Here is a 15,277-nt window from a genome sequence, read left to right as displayed (position 1 = left end):
GCACTCCTCGGAGGTTCTGCGGACCTACAGCGCGATCGCGATGTTGTCGATCAGGCGGGTGCTGCCGACCCGGGCGGCGACCAGCAGGCGGCCGTCGCCGTGGTCGGGTGCGGGGCCCAGGTCGGCACCCCGCAGCTCCAGGTAGTCGACGACGACGCCGGGCTCGGTCTCCAGCTCCGCCCGGGCCGCGGCGAGCACGGCGTCCGGGCCGCGGGCCGACACCGCGGCACCGGCGCGCAACGCCCTGGACAGCACGGCGGCCGCCGGACGCCGGTCGGCGTCGAGGAAGACGTTGCGCGAGGAGCGGGCGGTGCCGTCGTCCTCGCGGACCGTGGGCACGCCGACCACGTGCACGCCGAAGTCGAGGTCGCGCACCATCCGGCGGACCAGGGTGAGCTGCTGGTAGTCCTTCTCGCCGAACATCACGACGTCCGGCGCGACGATGTGCAGCAGCTTCGCGACGACCGTCAGCACCCCGTCGAAGTGGCCCTTGCGGCTGGCGCCCTCCAGGTCGTCACCGAGCGCTCCGGCCGCGATCCGGGTGTCGGAGCCCGGCGGGTACATGGTCTCGGGCTGCGGGGTGAACACCAGCTCGACGCCCTCCTCGCGGCAGACGTCGAGATCGGCCTCCAGCGGGCGCGGGTAGCGGTCGAGGTCCTCCCCCGCCCCGAACTGCAGCGGGTTGACGAAGATCGACACCACCGGGACGACCGAGCCGGGCACCCGGCGGGCGTGCCGGATCAGCTCCCGGTGCCCGTCGTGCAGGGCGCCCATGGTCGGGATCAGCACGACCTTCCGTCCCGCCCCGCGCAGCGCCCGGGTGACCGGGCCCAGCTTGGCCGGGTCGGAGTGGACGGTCAGCCGGCCGGGCGCGTAGCCGTTCCGGGTGGTGCTCACTGGTCCTCCAGGGTCTTCTCCACGGCGGCCAGGTCGGCCGGCGCCAGCAGTCCGGCCGCCGCGGCCCGGCGGGCGGTGCGCGCGGCCAGCGCGCGGTAGGCGACGGCGAGGTCCGGCGCGGCGTCGCCGATCCGGTCCAGGTGGGTCCGGACGGTCCCGGCGTCGCCCCGGGCGACCGGTCCGGTCAGCGCGCGGTCACCGTGGCGCAGCGCGTTGTCCAGCGCCGCGGACAGCAGCGGGGCGACGAGCCGGTCGGCCGGCCGGATCCCGGCGGACTCCAGCAGCTCGACGCAGTCCCCGACCAGCGTCATCAGGTGGTTGGCGCCGTGTGCGAGCGCCGCGTGGTAGAGCGGCCGCACCGACTCGGCGATACGCACCGGCTCGGCCGACATCTCCAGGACCAGTGCCTCGGCGACGCTCCAGCCGACGGTGTCGCGGGGGTCGCCGTCCTCGGGCGCGCCGGGCGCGGTGACGCCGACGCAGCAGGACGCGAGGCGCTCGACGTCCTCGGGCCGGCCGGTGAACGTCATCGCCGGGTGCAGGGCCAGCGGCAGGACACCCTGCTCGGTGGCCGGATCCAGCACCGCGGTCCCCAGCGATCCCGCGGTGTGCACGACGATCTGCCCGGGCCGGAAGCAGCCCGCCGCCGCGAGCCCGCGTACGAGGCCCGGCAGGACGTCGTCGGGCACGGCGAGCAGGACCAGGTCGGCCCGGGTGCAGACCTCGTCCGGAGGCAGCAGCGGGGTGTCGGGCAGCAGCTCCGCCGCCCGCCGGACGGAGGCCTTCGAGACCCCCGAGGCGGCGACGACGTGGTGGCCCGCCCTGGCCAGCGCGGCTCCGAGTACCGAACCGACACGTCCGGCGGAGACCACGCCGACGGCGAGCCGCGCAGGACGGCCGGCATCGATCACAGTCAGTTCCGTTTCCTCCCGCTCCGGTCCGTGCTGGTACCGGTCGGGCAATCCGCGGTCGCGCACCGCCATCGGCGGCGGTGTGCCGGACGCGAGGGTAGACGCGCGCCGGTCCGCCGCGAGCCCGGTATGACCGGCCTCACCCGCCCCGGGGACGCGCTCCCGGGACGGTTCAGTCGGCCGGGCGGGACCGGTCGGGCTCCGGCTCGTCCGGACGGCGCATCGGCCGGGTGAGGCCCGGGTTCGCGGGATCGTCGTGGTGCCGCCCGTGGCCGGACGGATCGGCGCCGGGGTCGCCGGACGCAGGGCCGGGGTCGCCCGACGCGGGGGCGGGGGTGCCGGACGCGCCGGTGGGGTCGGCCGGGCTGCCGGGCGCGGCGGGCGGTTCGGCGGGACGCCGGACCGGCCGGGTCGGCCCGTACGGATCCGGGGGCACCGGTCGCCCGGCGGCGTCGCGGCCGGGCGGACCCGGTCGTCCCTGGTCGGCGCGCGGCACCGGTCCCCCGGCCCGGTCGCCGCCGGCAGGCTGCACGGGCCGCCCGTCCGCCGGCAGCCCGGTTGCGGCACCGCCGGGTGCACCTGCGCCGCCAGGTTGCCCCGCACCGGCGCCGCCCGGCTGCCCCGCACCGGCGCTGCCCGGTCGCCCCGCTCCGGCACCGCCCTGCGGCTGCGCGTGGCCGGGACCGGAGTGCGACTGGGCGGGTCCGGCTCCGCGCAGCGGCGTGGGCGTGGGCGTCCCGGCACCGCCCGGCGGGATGGCGCCCCCGGAGCCCGACGGACCGGGACCGGGACCGCCCGGCGGGAATCCGGCGTCCGGCCCGCGAGCACCCGGATCGGAGCCCCGGCCCGCCCCGGGCCCGTGCGGCGCACCCGACGGGCTCCCGGGCCCGCGACCAGGACCAGGACCAGGACCAACGGAACCGGCGGGACGGCCCGGCGCCGGACCGCCCGTCCCCGGGGACGCCTCCGCGCCGAGGTCGGGGATCTTGAACGCGCCGGAGAAGCTGCCGTCCGGTGCGGCCGGGGGCGGCGGCTGCCAGCCCGACGGGCGCTGCCGGGCCCACGCGGCGACCAGCGCCTCCGGCACCCCGACGGCGATCGCCCGGGTCCGCAGGACGGCGGCCAGCTTCTCGTCGTGCAGCTCCGACGCGCTGTCCTGGACCGCGCCCCGGGCGATCCGGTTGCGCATGAACGCCAGCTCGGTGACCGCGGCCTGGTACTCGGCGACCGCCTTCGCCGCCGCCTTCCCGGACCGCCTGCGGACCAGCGCCTGCCAGCCCCGGCGCCGGGACAGCCGGGCGAGCAGCGGCACCTCGCTCGGCGCGATCCACCCGGCCGCGGCGAACCCGGGCAGCTGCGCGGCGACGATCCGCGCCTCGCGCCGCCGGGCGTACACGACCAGCGTGAACATCCCGGCGAACAGCGGCACCATGACGAACGCGTAGATCTCGTAGAACACCCCGGGCGAGGCCGCCAGCACCGACGCCCCGTTCCACAGCGCGTGCAGCACCACCGCCGCGAGGTAGCCGCCGAGCAGCGCCAGCACCCGGGCGCCGATGCTGCGGCTGGCGACCGACAGCCCGGCCGCGATGCCGATCATGCAGGTGAACAGCGGGTGCGCGAACGGCGAGGCGATCCCGCGCACGAACAGCGTCGACAGCACGCCCGCGGTCTCCGGATCGGAGACCGCGCGTCCCAGGTACAGGATGTTCTCGCTGAACGCGAAACCCGCCGCGATGATGCCGGCGTAGACGATCCCGTCGACGATGCCGTCGAACTCGCGCCGCCGGAAGACCAGCAGCCCGACGATGAACAGCCCCTTGGCGAACTCCTCGACGATCGGGGCCACCACGATCGGCCCGAACAGGTCCCCGGCGCCCCGCCCGGCGGCCGCGTCCAGCACCGCCGACGCGCTGGTGTTGATCAGCAGCGACACCAGCGCGGCGAACCCGGCGCCCCAGAGGAACGCGCCCATCAGCATCCGGGGCGGTTCCGGCTCCCAGCGGTCCACCCACAGGAACGCCGCGACCACCGGCACGACGGGCAGCAGCGCGACCAGGGTCCCGATCACGACGCCGCCGGTGCCGATCGCGCGCTGCAGCACGCCGATCGTCATCACCGTCAGCAGCGCCAGCACCACCAGCCCGACGACCGGCAGCAGGACACCGCGACGCTTCGCGGACGGGGCCGGGCCGAGCGGGATCCGGCCGGACACCGTGGGGGAGACCATGGCCCGGGAGCGTAGAGAATCCCGCGGCCGACCACCGCTCGTGCGCGCCGGGCGAGGCGCGCACCACACCCGTCCGGGCCCTCAGCCGGGGTGGACGCCGTCGTCGGGGTCGTCGGGAGCCCGGCAGCAGTGCTCCAGCCACAACGCCGCCCCGACGAGCAGGAACGCGCAGAGGAGGCCGAGCCCGGCCGCGAGGCTGTCGGCGTACGCGGCGACCACCTGGCCCGCCTGCGGCACGGTGTGCAGCAGCAGTCCCGCCCACAGCCCGGCGACGATCGCCCCGCCCACCGACGACGCCTTCGCCAGCAGCACCGCACGGGCGGCCACCAGCGGCGGCACCGGCAACGCCCCGTTGCGGCGTTCGATCCTCCGGCGCAGCACGAACCCGCCGCCGAACTCGGCGACCGCGAGCACCCCCACCGTCGCACCGGCCGCGTTCGGCAGCACCGGCAACATCGAATACGTCAGCTGGACGAGAATGTTGCCCAGCAGTGCCGTGACCACGAAGATCCCGGCGAGATCGCGGTAGCGGGTCGGGGGCACGGTCGGCCGGGGGTCCGGGTCGGGCCCCGGGCGCCGCCCCGCCGGATCGGGGGCGCTCACCCCGGCACCAGGACCAGGTCGTCCCGCCGGACGACGCCGTCGAGCGCGTCCGGGCCGAGCCGGTCCAGCAGCGCGCGGACCAGGCCGTGCCCGTGCAGGACCGCCCCGGGCTCGGCGAGCAGCCAGGGCAGCAGCACCGTGCTGCGCTCCGGGGTGCCCGGGTGCGGCAACAGCAGATCAGGGTCCGCGGAGAGCACCGGGACGGCCCCGTCGACGACCTGGACGACGTCGACGTCCAGCGTCCGCGGACCCCAGCGCTGCTCGCGCACCCGGCCCGAGGAGTCCTCCAGCGCCTGGCCCCGGCGCAGCCAGCCCCACGCGTCCAGCGCCGGGTCCTCGGCGACCAGCACGGCGTTGAGGAAGTCCGGCTGGTCGGTCACGCCCCACGGCGCCGTCTCGAACACCGGGGAGACGGCCACGACGGCAGGCCCCAGGCCGGCGACGACGGAGCGCAGGTGCCCGAGCCGGTCACCCAGGTTCGATCCCAGCGAGAGCACCGCGCGGGTCACGACCGCCCCCGGCGCAGGACGACGGCGACGTCGTCGAACGTCAGCGGGATCGGCGCCGAGGGTTTGTGCAGGGTCACCTCGACCTCGCGGATCCGCTTGTCCGAGGCCAGCACCGCGTCGGCCACCGCGCCGGCGACCGACTCGATCAGGTCGCGCGCCGGGCCGGCCACGATCCCGGCGGCCAGCTCGGCGAGCTCGCCGTAGTGCAGGGTGTCGGCGAGGTCGTCGGACGCCGCTGCGGCGGACAGGTCGGCGTGCACGACGAGATCGACGACGAACTCCTGCCCGTCGCGCTTCTCGTGGTCGAAGACGCCGTGGTGGCCCCGGACCCGCAGCCCGCGCAGCTCGATCCGGTCGGCGGTCACCGGTCGCCCTCCGGCGAGGTCCTGGCCCGCGAGGCACCGAGCCGGCAGGCCGCCGCGACCGCGACGGCGTCCATCGTCGAGTCGACGTCGTGTACCCGGATACCCCAGGCACCGGCGTTCGCCGCGAGCGCGCTGACCGCGGCGGTCGCCACGTCCCGGCCGGCCGGCGGACGCGGCGTGCCGTCGGAGTCGGCGAGCAGATCGCCCAGGAACCGCTTTCTCGACGCGCCGACGAGAACCGGGAACCCCAGCGCCACCAGCACGTCCAGCCGGCGCAGCAGGGCCCAGTTGTGGGCGGCGGTCTTCGCGAAGCCGAGCCCCGGGTCCAGCAGGATCCGGTCCGGGTCGACCCCGGCCAGCACCGCGTGGTCCACCCGGGCGACCAGCTCGGCGCGGACCTCACCGATGACGTCCTCGTACCCGGCGAGCTGCTGCATCGTCGCGCTGTGCCCGCGCCAGTGCATGAGCACCCAGGGGACCCGGGTCTCGGCGACGACCGCGGCCATCCGCGCATCGGCGAGGCCGCCGGACACGTCGTTCACCAGCACCGCACCCGCCTCGACGGCGGCCCGGGCCACCTCGGAGCGGGTGGTGTCGACGCTGACCCGCACCCCGGCCGCGGTCAGCTCCCGCACGACCGGCACGACCCGGTCCCGTTCGGTCGCGGCGTCGACCCGCTCGGCACCGGGCCGGGTCGACTCGCCACCGACGTCGACGAGATCGGCACCGGCGTCGCGCATCGCGACCCCGTGCGCGATGGCGTGCGACCGGTCGAGATAGCGCCCGCCGTCGGAGAACGAGTCGGGGGTGACGTTGAGGATGCCCATCACCGCGGCCCGGCCCAGCTCGGGCAGGCCGCCGTCCGGCGCGACCACGGTCAGGACCCCCTGATCAGTGAGAGCGCCTCCGCGCGCGAGGAGGCGGAGCTCTTGAACAGCCCGCGGACCGCCGACGTCGTGGTCCGCGAGCCCGGCTTCCGGATGCCGCGCATCGCCATGCACAGGTGCTCGGCCTCCAGCACGACGATCACCGCGCGCGGGTTCAGCTTGCGGACCAGCGCGTCGGCGACCTGCGCGGTCAGCCGCTCCTGCACCTGCGGGCGCTTCGCGTACAGGTCGACCACGCGGGCGATCTTCGACAGGCCGGTGACCTGCCCGTCCACCGCCGGGATGTAGCCGACGTGCGCGACCCCGTGGAACGGCACCAGGTGGTGCTCGCAGGTCGAGAACATCGGGATGTCCTTGACCAGGACCAGCTCGCCGTGCCCCTCGTCGAACGTCTTCTCCAGCACGGAGTCCGGGTCCACGAACAGCCCGGCGAAGATCTCGCCGTAGGCGCGGGCGACCCGGGCGGGCGTCTCCTTGAGCCCCTCCCGGTCCGGGTCCTCCCCGACGGCGAGCAGCAGCTCACGGACCGCACGTTCGGCCCGGTCGAGATCGACCTCGGCGGGGACCGCCTGGGTGACCCCCGCCGCGACCGCCGTCGACTCGATGGGCGGGGGGACCCGGCCGTCCGTCGTCGATGTGCTCAGCGTCCTGCCTCCGGATCGTCGCCCCGGCGGTCCTCCGTCCCGGGGCCGCCCGGGTTCCCGGGCGGCTGCTGCGGGTTGTTCTGGCCCTGCCCCGGGTACTGCTGCGGCGGCCGGTTCTGCGGCGGGCCCTGGTTCTGGCCCGGGTTCTGCCCCGGATTCTGGCCCTGGTTCTGTGGCCCGCCCCAGTTCGCCGGCGGCCAGGTCTGGCCGTGCGGCGTGGTGGCCGGGCGCCAGTCCGGCGGTGCCCCGTAGTTCGGTGCGACGGCCGGCGGGGGCGGCTGCTGACCGCCCGCGTAACCCTGCTGACGCCCGTCGGGGACCCCGTTGCCGTTCGCCTGGCCGGGGTGGGACCCGTTCCCGTTGCCGCCCGGAGCGGGACCGTTGCCGTTGCCGGGCGCGACCGGGGTGGCGCCGTAGCCGCCGTCGTTCGGGGCGTCCGGACGGGCCGGTGCGGACCCGCCGGGCGGGAACGGCGAGGCACCGGGCAGGCCGGGTGCGCCACCGTGGCCGTTCGCCAAGCCGGAACCGACCTGGGCCGGCGTCCGCTCCTCGTCGGCCGGCCACGGCTCGCCACGCTCGTGGGCGAGCTCGCGCGGGGTCTTGATCGGCGGCTTCTCCGACGGGGTGCGCTCACCGAAGTCGTTGAACGCGGTGATCCGCGGGCGCTTCTCCACCGATCCGAAGATCCGTTCCAGGTCCTTGCGGGTCAGCGTCTCCTTCTCCAGGAGCTCCAGGACCAGGTCGTCGAGGACGTCGCGGTAGGTGTTGAGGATCTCCCACGCCTCGGTGTGCGCCGCCTCGATCAGCTTGCGCACCTCCTCGTCGATCTCGTGGGCGATCTCCAGCGAGTAGTCGGCCTGGCTGCCCATCGAGCGCCCGAGGAACGGGTCGCCCTGCTCGCGGCCGTACCGGACGGCGCCGAGCTTGGCGCTCATGCCGTACTCGGTCACCATCGCCCTAGCGATCTTGGTCGCCTGGTCGATGTCGGAGGACGCGCCGGTGGTCGGCTCGTGGAACACCAGTTCCTCGGCCGAGCGCCCGCCCATCGCGAACACCAGCCGGCCGATCATCTCGGCGCGGGTCATGAGGCCCTTGTCGTCCTCCGGCACGACGAGCGCGTGCCCGCCGGTGCGCCCGCGCGGCAGGATGGTGAGCTTGTAGACCGGCTCCAGGTCCGGCATCGCCCAGGCCGCCAGCGCGTGCCCGCCCTCGTGGTAGGCGGTGATCTTCTTCTCGCGCTCGGAGACGATCTTCGACTTGCGCCGTGGCCCGCCGACCACCCGGTCGACGGACTCCTCCAGCGCCGGGCCGGTGATCTGCGTGGCGTTCTCCCGGGCGGTGAGCAGCGCCGCCTCGTTGATCACGTTCGCCAGGTCGGCGCCGGACATCCCGACGGTCCGCTTGGCGAGGCTCTCGAAGTCCACGTCGTCGCCGAACGGCTTGCCCTTGGAGTGCACCTGCAGGATCGCCCGGCGGCCGGCCAGGTCCGGTGCGGCGACCGGGATCTGGCGGTCGAAACGGCCGGGCCGCAGCAGCGCCGGGTCCAGGATGTCCGGCCGGTTCGTGGCCGCGATCAGGATGATCCCGCCGCGGGCGTCGAACCCGTCCATCTCGACCAGCAGCTGGTTCAGGGTCTGCTCGCGCTCGTCGTGCCCGCCGCCGAGGCCGGCCCCGCGCTGGCGGCCGACCGCGTCGATCTCGTCGACGAAGATGATGCAGGGCGCGTTCTGCTTGGCCTGCTCGAACAGGTCCCGCACCCGGGAGGCGCCGACACCGACGAACATCTCGACGAAGTCGGAACCGGAGATCGTGTAGAACGGCACCCCGGCCTCGCCGGCGACCGCACGGGCCAGCAGCGTCTTACCGGTACCGGGCGGGCCGTAGAGCAGGACGCCCTTCGGGATCTTCGCGCCCAGCGCCTGGTAGCGCGCCGGGTTCTGCAGGAAGTCCTTGATCTCGTAGAGCTCCTCGACCGCCTCGTCGGCGCCCGCCACGTCGGAGAACGTGTTCTTCGGCATGTCCTTGTTGAGCTGCTTGGCCTTGGACTTGCCGAAGCTCATCACCCGGTTCCCGCCGCCCTGGGAGTTGTTCAGGAACCAGAACAGGACGATCAGCACCAGTGCCAGCGGCACCAGCATGATCAGCAGCGAGGAGAGGAACGAGTCCGGCGGGGCGCTCGTGTCGTACTCGCCGATGCCGCGGACCCCGCGGATCTCGTCGAAGATCGGGCCGGCGAGCTGCGCCGGGTACTGCGAGATGATCTGGGTCTCGCCGTCGACCGGGGTGTTGAGCGTCAGCCGCAGCTGCTGCTCCCGGTCCTCCATCAGGGCTTCCTTGACGTTCCCCGACTGGATCTGGGCGAGCGCGAACGACGTCGGCTTCTCGGTGTAGCCCCGGGTGTCGTCGAACATGAAACTGAACCCGAGATAGACCAGGAGCGCGACGAGAATCCAGATCAGCGGGTTGCGGAGCAGGCGCTTGCGGTCCATGCAACGTCGGCCTGGGGTGGCCTTCACCTTCCCGAGAGTGGTTCGCGGCAGCGGCGGCGAACGGAGCACCGCCCCGCCGGTCGGCCCTGACCCGCCAGGATAGCCCCACGAAGCAGGGACTGCGCCGGGCGGACCGGGATCGGACGGTCGCGCGCGATCGTCCGTCGGGTGAACGTCCGGCGTACCCGGCTGGTTCCCCCGTCAGGGTGTCCCGGCGCACACCCGGTCGTGGCATCGGCGAGCGGATGTGGGACAACTGTGGAGCACGCCCGGAGACGAGGCGAGCACGGAGCGCACACCTCGGCGCCCGCGCTCCCGGTCCGGCCCGTGCGGGTCTGCGGGTCGGGAGGGGCGGATCGGATGGCGTTGCGCGCGGGGATCGGGGCTCGGCGGGCGGTGTCCGCGCTGGCGGTCGGCCTCGCGGGCTCGGCGGCACTGACGGCACTCGCGGCCCCGGCCGTCCCCCGGGAACCGGCGGCGGAGGCACCGGCCGTCGCCGCCACGGCGCGGGCGCTGCCCGGTGCCGCACCCGCGGCCCCGGCCCCGTCGGTGGTCGCCACCGGCCCGGCGGCCTTCGGGCCGGGCGTCGTCACGGAGACGGCGGGGGCCGGGCTGTGCACCGCCGGCTTCGTCCTCACCGCGGGCGACCGCACGTTCCTGGCCCAGGCCGCACACTGCGGCGGGACCGGCGGCGAGACCGAGACCGACGGCTGCACCTCGGCGGCCGTTCCACTGAACACCCCGGTCACCGTGCGCGGCACCGGCCGCACCGTCACCGGGACGCTGGCCTGGAGCTCCTGGAACACCATGCAGGCGCGCGACGAGACCGATCCCGACACCTGCGCCTACAACGACCTCGCACTCGTCGAGATCCCGCGGGCGGAGGCGGCCGCCGTCGGGGCGGCCGTGCCCTTCTTCGGCGGGCCGTCCGGGATCCGGACCGACCCGCTGCCGGCCGGGTCCACGGTGTTCGGCCTGGCCAACCCGCCGGGCCCGGGCGGGGTCCGGGCCGTCGGGCCGCGCGCCGGTGCGGTCGCGGGCGAGGTCGGCGGGGGCTGGGGACACGCCGTCTACACGATGGAGCCGGGCGTCGCCGGGGAGTCCGGCAGCCCCCTGCTCGACGCCGACGGACGCGCGGTCGGCGTCCTGTCCAGCCTGTCCTCGACCGACGACCGGCCGAGCACCGAGTACACCGACCTGGGCCGGGCGCTGGAGTACGCCGCCCGCACCGACGGGCCCCCCGGCCTCACCCCGGCCCAGGGCCCCGCCTTCACCGCGACCCCGCCCGGGGTGGACCCGCGCACCCTGGCGACGCCCGCGGGCCCGGCACTCGCCGCGGGCTGAGCTCCCGGCGCCCCTGTCCACTGCACCGCCCGGTGGATCGGAGGGTCCGGCGCCCGGCCGGTGGCCCGGCTCGCCGGGCCGACCCGGCGTCCGCCGTACCCCGCCGCCGTACCCGCCGCCGCGCATCTGCCGCCGTGTCTGGTCGCCATGCCTGGTCGCCGCACCTCGCCGCCGCATCCCGTTGCCGCACCTCGCCGCTGGGCCTCCCCACCGCGCCTCGCCGCCGCGCCTCGCCACACCCCGCCCAGTGCCCGGCGCTCATCCCTTGCCTGAACGCTCGCGGGATCGCGTGAGCGGGGACCGGATCCGTGAGCGTCGCGGTGAAGGAGGTTCGCGCGGCGCGGTGTGGACCGCGGTGGATGCCGGGCCCGGTTCCGAAGGGTCGGAGCGCACCGGCACCGCGCGGCCGAGCCTCGGATGCGTACGGGCCGAGCCCCGGGGAGGGACGCCGGACACGGCAGCACCGCGGAACGCGATTCCGAGGACCGCTCGCCCGAGGACGCACCGGCCCCACGGGTACCGCACCAGGCCCGGACGCGGTGCGAACACTCCCGGACGACGGATGCGGGAAACGTACTGCGCGGCGCACCGCCCGACCGCCCGACCGCACCAATACCGCGATCCCGCACGGGACCGCAGCCACCACACCCGTGATCTCACACGAGTCCCTCCGCACCGGTCCCCTGATCCCGCACCGCTGTTCCGGCCGCGCACGAAGCCGGGCCCCATGCGTCGACGGAGATCCCGTGCGAACGGATGTGACAGATCCCCTGGTCGTGCGGGGTGGGCTCGATGTCATGCGGGGGTGGCGGTCGCGGGCCCCGGCCCGGAACGGCGGGGGCCGCGGCCGGCGGCGACGGTTCCCGTGTCCCTCGCGACAGCGGGAGGGGGCGACGCGGGTTCCGGGGGCGGGGTGCCGTGGCCGCGGGGCGGGGAACTGCGTTCCGGCGGCCGCGTCTCCCAGGGCCGGTCAGGCGTAGACGGCCGGGTCCAGGGTCCCGATGTAGGGCAGGTCGCGGTACCGCTCCGCGTAGTCCAGGCCGTAGCCCACGACGAACTCGTTGGGGATGTCGAAGCCCACGTACCGCACGGGCAGGTCGACCTTCACCGCGTCGGGCTTGCGGAGCAGGGTGACGACCTCCAGCGACGCCGGTCCACGGGTCTGCAGGTTGTTCAGCAGCCAGTTCAGGGTGAGACCGGAGTCGATGATGTCCTCGACGATCAGCACGTGCCGGCCGGCGATGTCCCGGTCGAGGTCCTTGAGGATCCGCACGACCCCCGACGACGACGTGGACGACCCGTAGGAGCTGACCGCCATGAACTCCAGCTGCGTCGGCACCGGGAGCGCACGGGCGAAGTCGGTCATGAACATGACCGCGCCTTTGAGCACGCCGATCAGCAGCAGGTCGGAGTCCCGGCCGCCCCGGACGAGATCGGCGTAGTCACCGGCCACCTCGCGGGCCAGCTCTGCGGTCTTCTCCCGCACCTGTTCCTCGGTGACCAGCACGGACGAGATGTCCCCGTCGTACACCCGACCCCCTCGCGGGCCACGATGGCGACCCGGTCGACTGCGGCACCGGGTGATCGTCACGCCCGGTCACGCCCCCACCTGCGGCGGCGCAGCACGAGCCTGCCACGCGAGCGGGTCAGCTCCAAGCCACCACCGAGGGTCGGCCCGCCCTGCCCGCACCACCGTCCGACGAGGTCGTCGGCGGCGCGGAGCTGGGCGTCGGTCAGTGCCCGGACGCCGTGTCCGGCGAGCCATTCCCGCAGCACACGGCGCCGGACGGCCGGCGGTTCGGCGACCAGTGGTGCGACGTCGAGCACGGGTGCGACCACCTCCCCCGAACCGGTGACGTGCGCGGACGGGGGCTGCTCACGGGGGCGCCCCGCCGGTGTCCTGTCACCGGGATCACCCGGGACCGCGGGCGTCGGCCGCCCCTGATGGTCACGTTCCGTGTGCGTCTCGGCACGATGCGGCTCGTCCGTCCGCGGGGAGGACGGACGACCGGGACCACCGGGTCCGCCGTCCCCGACCGGCCCCGGGCGTTCCGCGGAACGCCCGCGCCCGCCCGGATCCGCGTGTCCGGTGCGTTCAGCGGAACGCTCCGGCCCGGCGACGCCCGTGTCCCCGGGCAGCTCCGCATCACCCACGGGGCCGCTGAACCCGGCGTTCCCGGGACGTCCCGTGCGCTCCGTGCGTTCAGCGGAACGCCCGGACCCGCCCACCTCGACCTCCGAGCGTTCCGCGGAACGCTCTCCCGATGAGTCCGAGCGTTCCGCCGAACACGCCGGGTCCGGGTTCCGGGAGAGGTCCGAGCGTGCTGCGGACGGTCGGTCGGAGCGTTCCGCGGAACGCCCGGCCGGTGAGTGCGAAGGGGCCGCGGAACGTCCGGGGAGGTCCGGTGCGGGACGGACCACGGACCCACCGGGAGAGCGTTCCGCGGAACGCCCCGCATCACCCGGTCCCGCGTCCCGATCGCGTTCCGCGGAACCGCCCGAACCACCCGAACCGCCGGGATCCGCCACGCCCACGGCCCGCACCACCGCGGAGCGCACCACCGCGGCCCGGGCGGTGAGGGCGTCGTCGTCGTCGTGCAGTTGTGCTGCGGTGCGGGCGAGCGCCTCCGCGACGCCCCCGCCGAGGACCTCCTCCAGCAGCGGCAGCACCTCGTGCCGCAGCCGGGACCGGGTGAACCGGGCGTCGGCGTTGTGCGGGTCGGCCCACACCGCCGCGCCGGCCTCGGCGCAGGCGCCGGCGGTGTCGGCCCGGCGCAGCCCGAGCAGCGGACGCAGCCACGGCCCGGCCCGGTCCCGCATCCCGGACAGCGAGCGCGCCCCGGACCCGCGGGCGAGCCCGAGCAGGACGGTCTCGGCCTGGTCGTCGAGGGTGTGCCCGAGCAGCACCGGCGAGGACGGATCGGGACGGGCGTCGAGCAGCGCCGCGCGCCGGGCCCGGCGCGCGGCCGCCTCGGTCCCGCCGGACCCGGTGACCTCGACCGCCCGGACGACCGCGGTCACCCCGGTCGTGCCGAGCCACCGGGCGAGCGCCGCGGAGCGTTCCGCGGAACCGTCCTGCAACCCGTGGTCGACGACGACGGCGTGCACCGGCCCGTCCCGCACCGCCCGTACCGCGAGCACCAGGGCCGTCGAGTCGGCTCCGCCGGAACAGCCGACGACCGGCGGCACCGCGCGCACCGGGCCGGGCAGCGCGGCGAACGCGGCGCGCACGGCCGACCGCACCCGCCGGGTCGCCGGGCCGGTCGTCACGACCGCGAGCGCCCGGTCAGGCCACCCGACGCAGCCATGCCTGCGCGTCGGTCAGCTCGTCGCGGGTCGGGAGGGTCTCCGGCGACTCCCACACCCGGTTCAGCCCGGCCGTGCCGGCCTCGGACTCGACGGTGCGGCAGAACGCGGCCCCGACGGCGTACTGCTTCATCTTGGCCTCGACGCCGAGCAGCGCCCGCAGCAGCCGGTCGACCAGGCCCCCGCCGCGACGGCGCGCGGTGAACCGGCGCCGGATCACCGCGACGTCGGGGACCACGTCCGGGCCGACCGCGTCCATCACGTGGTCGGCGTGCCCCTCCAGCAGGGTGGAGAGCGCGAGCAGCCGGTCGAGCAGCGCCCGCTGCTCCGGCCCCTGCAGCAGCTCGACGAGCGCGAGGACGTCGGTACCGCCGCGGCCGTCCGCACCGCGCAGCGAGCGGATCGCCTCGGGCAGCCGGGTGAGCGCCGCGGAGTCCGGCTCCTGCAGCGACAGCAGCTCGGTGACCAGGTCGGCGAAGTGGTCGCGCAGCCACGGCACGGCGGTGAACTGCAGCCGGTGGGTCGCCTCGTGCAGGCACACCCAGAGCCCGAACTGGGCGCCGTCGACGTCCAGCGCCCCGGTCACGGCGTGCACGTTCGGGGCGACCAGCATCAGCCGCCCGGCGCCGTCGGGGCCGCCGAACGGGTCGTACTGGCCCAGCACCCGGGCGCCCAGGTAGGCGAGCAGCCCGCCGAGCTGGACCCCGGCGCCGGCGGCGGTCACCGAGCGCAGCGGCCCGGGAGCGGCGGGCAGCACCGCGCGGCCGGTCAGCGCGTCCATCCCGTCGACGGCGGCCCGGGCCCAGGCCGGCCGGTCCAGGACGTCGGCCGGGAGCAGCGGCAGTCCCGCGCCCAGCCCGGTGACCTCCCGGACGTGCCCCTCGGCCCGGGCGGAGTCGGTCCGCAGCCGCTCGACCAGCTCCCGCGCCGCCGCCGGGGAGGTCCGGGGACCGGGCGGCATCAACCGGGCGGCCGTCGACGCGGCCAGCGACCAGTTCACCGGGAGGCCCCGCTCGTGCGACGTCTGCGGGGGCATCGTGGCCGTGCCGGTCGGGTCGGACTGCATTCGCCTCACGCTACCCGCGGCGGGCG

The 15,277-nt window shown here is 75.7% G+C and carries 13 protein-coding genes and 1 pseudogene; 1 reads left to right on the top strand and 13 read right to left on the bottom strand.

Features of this window, described 5'->3' with window-relative positions; all coding sequences use genetic code 11:
- Positions 1-24 precede the first annotated feature (24 nt).
- The 9 genes from panC to ftsH form a co-directional block, all read right to left on the bottom strand.
- Positions 25-897 (bottom strand): pantoate--beta-alanine ligase, encoded by an 873-nt coding sequence (gene panC, locus AFB00_RS12975; protein WP_068797445.1) that lies wholly within the window; start codon positions 895-897, stop codon positions 25-27.
- Positions 894-1,805, bottom strand: a complete 912-nt coding sequence (locus tag AFB00_RS12970; protein ID WP_231974437.1) for a Rossmann-like and DUF2520 domain-containing protein — start codon at positions 1,803-1,805, stop codon at positions 894-896. The genes panC and AFB00_RS12970 overlap by 4 nt, the downstream gene beginning before the upstream one ends.
- A 175-nt stretch (positions 1,806-1,980) precedes the next feature.
- A complete protein-coding gene (locus AFB00_RS31805) occupies positions 1,981-4,038 on the bottom strand; it encodes a PrsW family intramembrane metalloprotease (protein WP_068797444.1) in 2,058 nt (685 codons plus the stop codon).
- A gap of 81 nt (positions 4,039-4,119) precedes the next feature.
- Complete coding sequence (locus AFB00_RS12960) at positions 4,120-4,641, bottom strand: DUF3180 domain-containing protein (protein WP_068797443.1); 522 nt, start codon at positions 4,639-4,641, stop codon at positions 4,120-4,122.
- Positions 4,638-5,150 carry a 2-amino-4-hydroxy-6-hydroxymethyldihydropteridine diphosphokinase gene (folK, locus tag AFB00_RS12955; RefSeq protein WP_068797442.1) on the bottom strand — a complete coding sequence of 171 codons (513 nt, stop codon included), beginning with the start codon at positions 5,148-5,150 and terminating at the stop codon, positions 4,638-4,640. The genes AFB00_RS12960 and folK overlap by 4 nt, the downstream gene beginning before the upstream one ends.
- Entirely contained in the window at positions 5,147-5,515 is a 369-nt protein-coding gene (gene folB / locus AFB00_RS12950; RefSeq protein WP_068797441.1) for a dihydroneopterin aldolase, read from the bottom strand. The genes folK and folB overlap by 4 nt, the downstream gene beginning before the upstream one ends.
- Positions 5,512-6,342: a dihydropteroate synthase gene (folP, locus tag AFB00_RS12945; protein WP_068800266.1), complete on the bottom strand. Its 831-nt coding sequence runs from the start codon at positions 6,340-6,342 to the stop codon at positions 5,512-5,514. The genes folB and folP overlap by 4 nt, the downstream gene beginning before the upstream one ends.
- A gap of 50 nt (positions 6,343-6,392) precedes the next feature.
- Positions 6,393-7,007: a GTP cyclohydrolase I FolE gene (gene folE / locus AFB00_RS12940; RefSeq protein WP_068800265.1), complete on the bottom strand. Its 615-nt coding sequence runs from the start codon at positions 7,005-7,007 to the stop codon at positions 6,393-6,395.
- Between the two features lie 35 nt (positions 7,008-7,042).
- Positions 7,043-9,535 carry an ATP-dependent zinc metalloprotease FtsH gene (ftsH, locus tag AFB00_RS12935; protein ID WP_068797440.1) on the bottom strand — a complete coding sequence of 831 codons (2,493 nt, stop codon included), beginning with the start codon at positions 9,533-9,535 and terminating at the stop codon, positions 7,043-7,045.
- Positions 9,536-9,895: 360 nt separating this feature from the next.
- Between ftsH and AFB00_RS12930 the strand changes: the two genes are divergently transcribed.
- Positions 9,896-10,879: a hypothetical protein gene (locus AFB00_RS12930; RefSeq protein WP_068797439.1), complete on the top strand. Its 984-nt coding sequence runs from the start codon at positions 9,896-9,898 to the stop codon at positions 10,877-10,879.
- A gap of 970 nt (positions 10,880-11,849) precedes the next feature.
- Here the strand turns inward: AFB00_RS12930 and hpt are convergent.
- The 4 genes and pseudogenes from hpt to AFB00_RS12915 all read right to left on the bottom strand — a co-directional run bounded on the left by hpt (position 11,850) and on the right by AFB00_RS12915 (position 15,251).
- Positions 11,850-12,410, bottom strand: a complete 561-nt coding sequence (gene hpt / locus AFB00_RS12925; protein WP_068797438.1) for a hypoxanthine phosphoribosyltransferase — start codon at positions 12,408-12,410, stop codon at positions 11,850-11,852.
- Positions 12,411-12,466: 56 nt separating this feature from the next.
- Entirely contained in the window at positions 12,467-12,655 is a 189-nt protein-coding gene (locus AFB00_RS34830; RefSeq protein WP_442965868.1) for a TilS substrate-binding domain-containing protein, read from the bottom strand.
- Between the two features lie 786 nt (positions 12,656-13,441).
- A pseudogene (gene tilS / locus AFB00_RS31795) lies at positions 13,442-14,110 on the bottom strand (tRNA lysidine(34) synthetase TilS); the annotation flags it as partial.
- Between the two features lie 55 nt (positions 14,111-14,165).
- Positions 14,166-15,251 (bottom strand): zinc-dependent metalloprotease, encoded by a 1,086-nt coding sequence (locus AFB00_RS12915; RefSeq protein ID WP_083275488.1) that lies wholly within the window; start codon positions 15,249-15,251, stop codon positions 14,166-14,168.
- Between the last annotated feature and the right edge of the window lie 26 nt (positions 15,252-15,277).

Origin of the sequence: Pseudonocardia sp. HH130630-07 (assembly GCF_001698125.1) — a bacterium.
Classification (GTDB): domain Bacteria; phylum Actinomycetota; class Actinomycetes; order Mycobacteriales; family Pseudonocardiaceae; genus Pseudonocardia.
The sequence above is the reverse complement of the archived record's forward strand: the minus strand, read 5'-3'. Positions and strand labels throughout refer to the sequence as shown.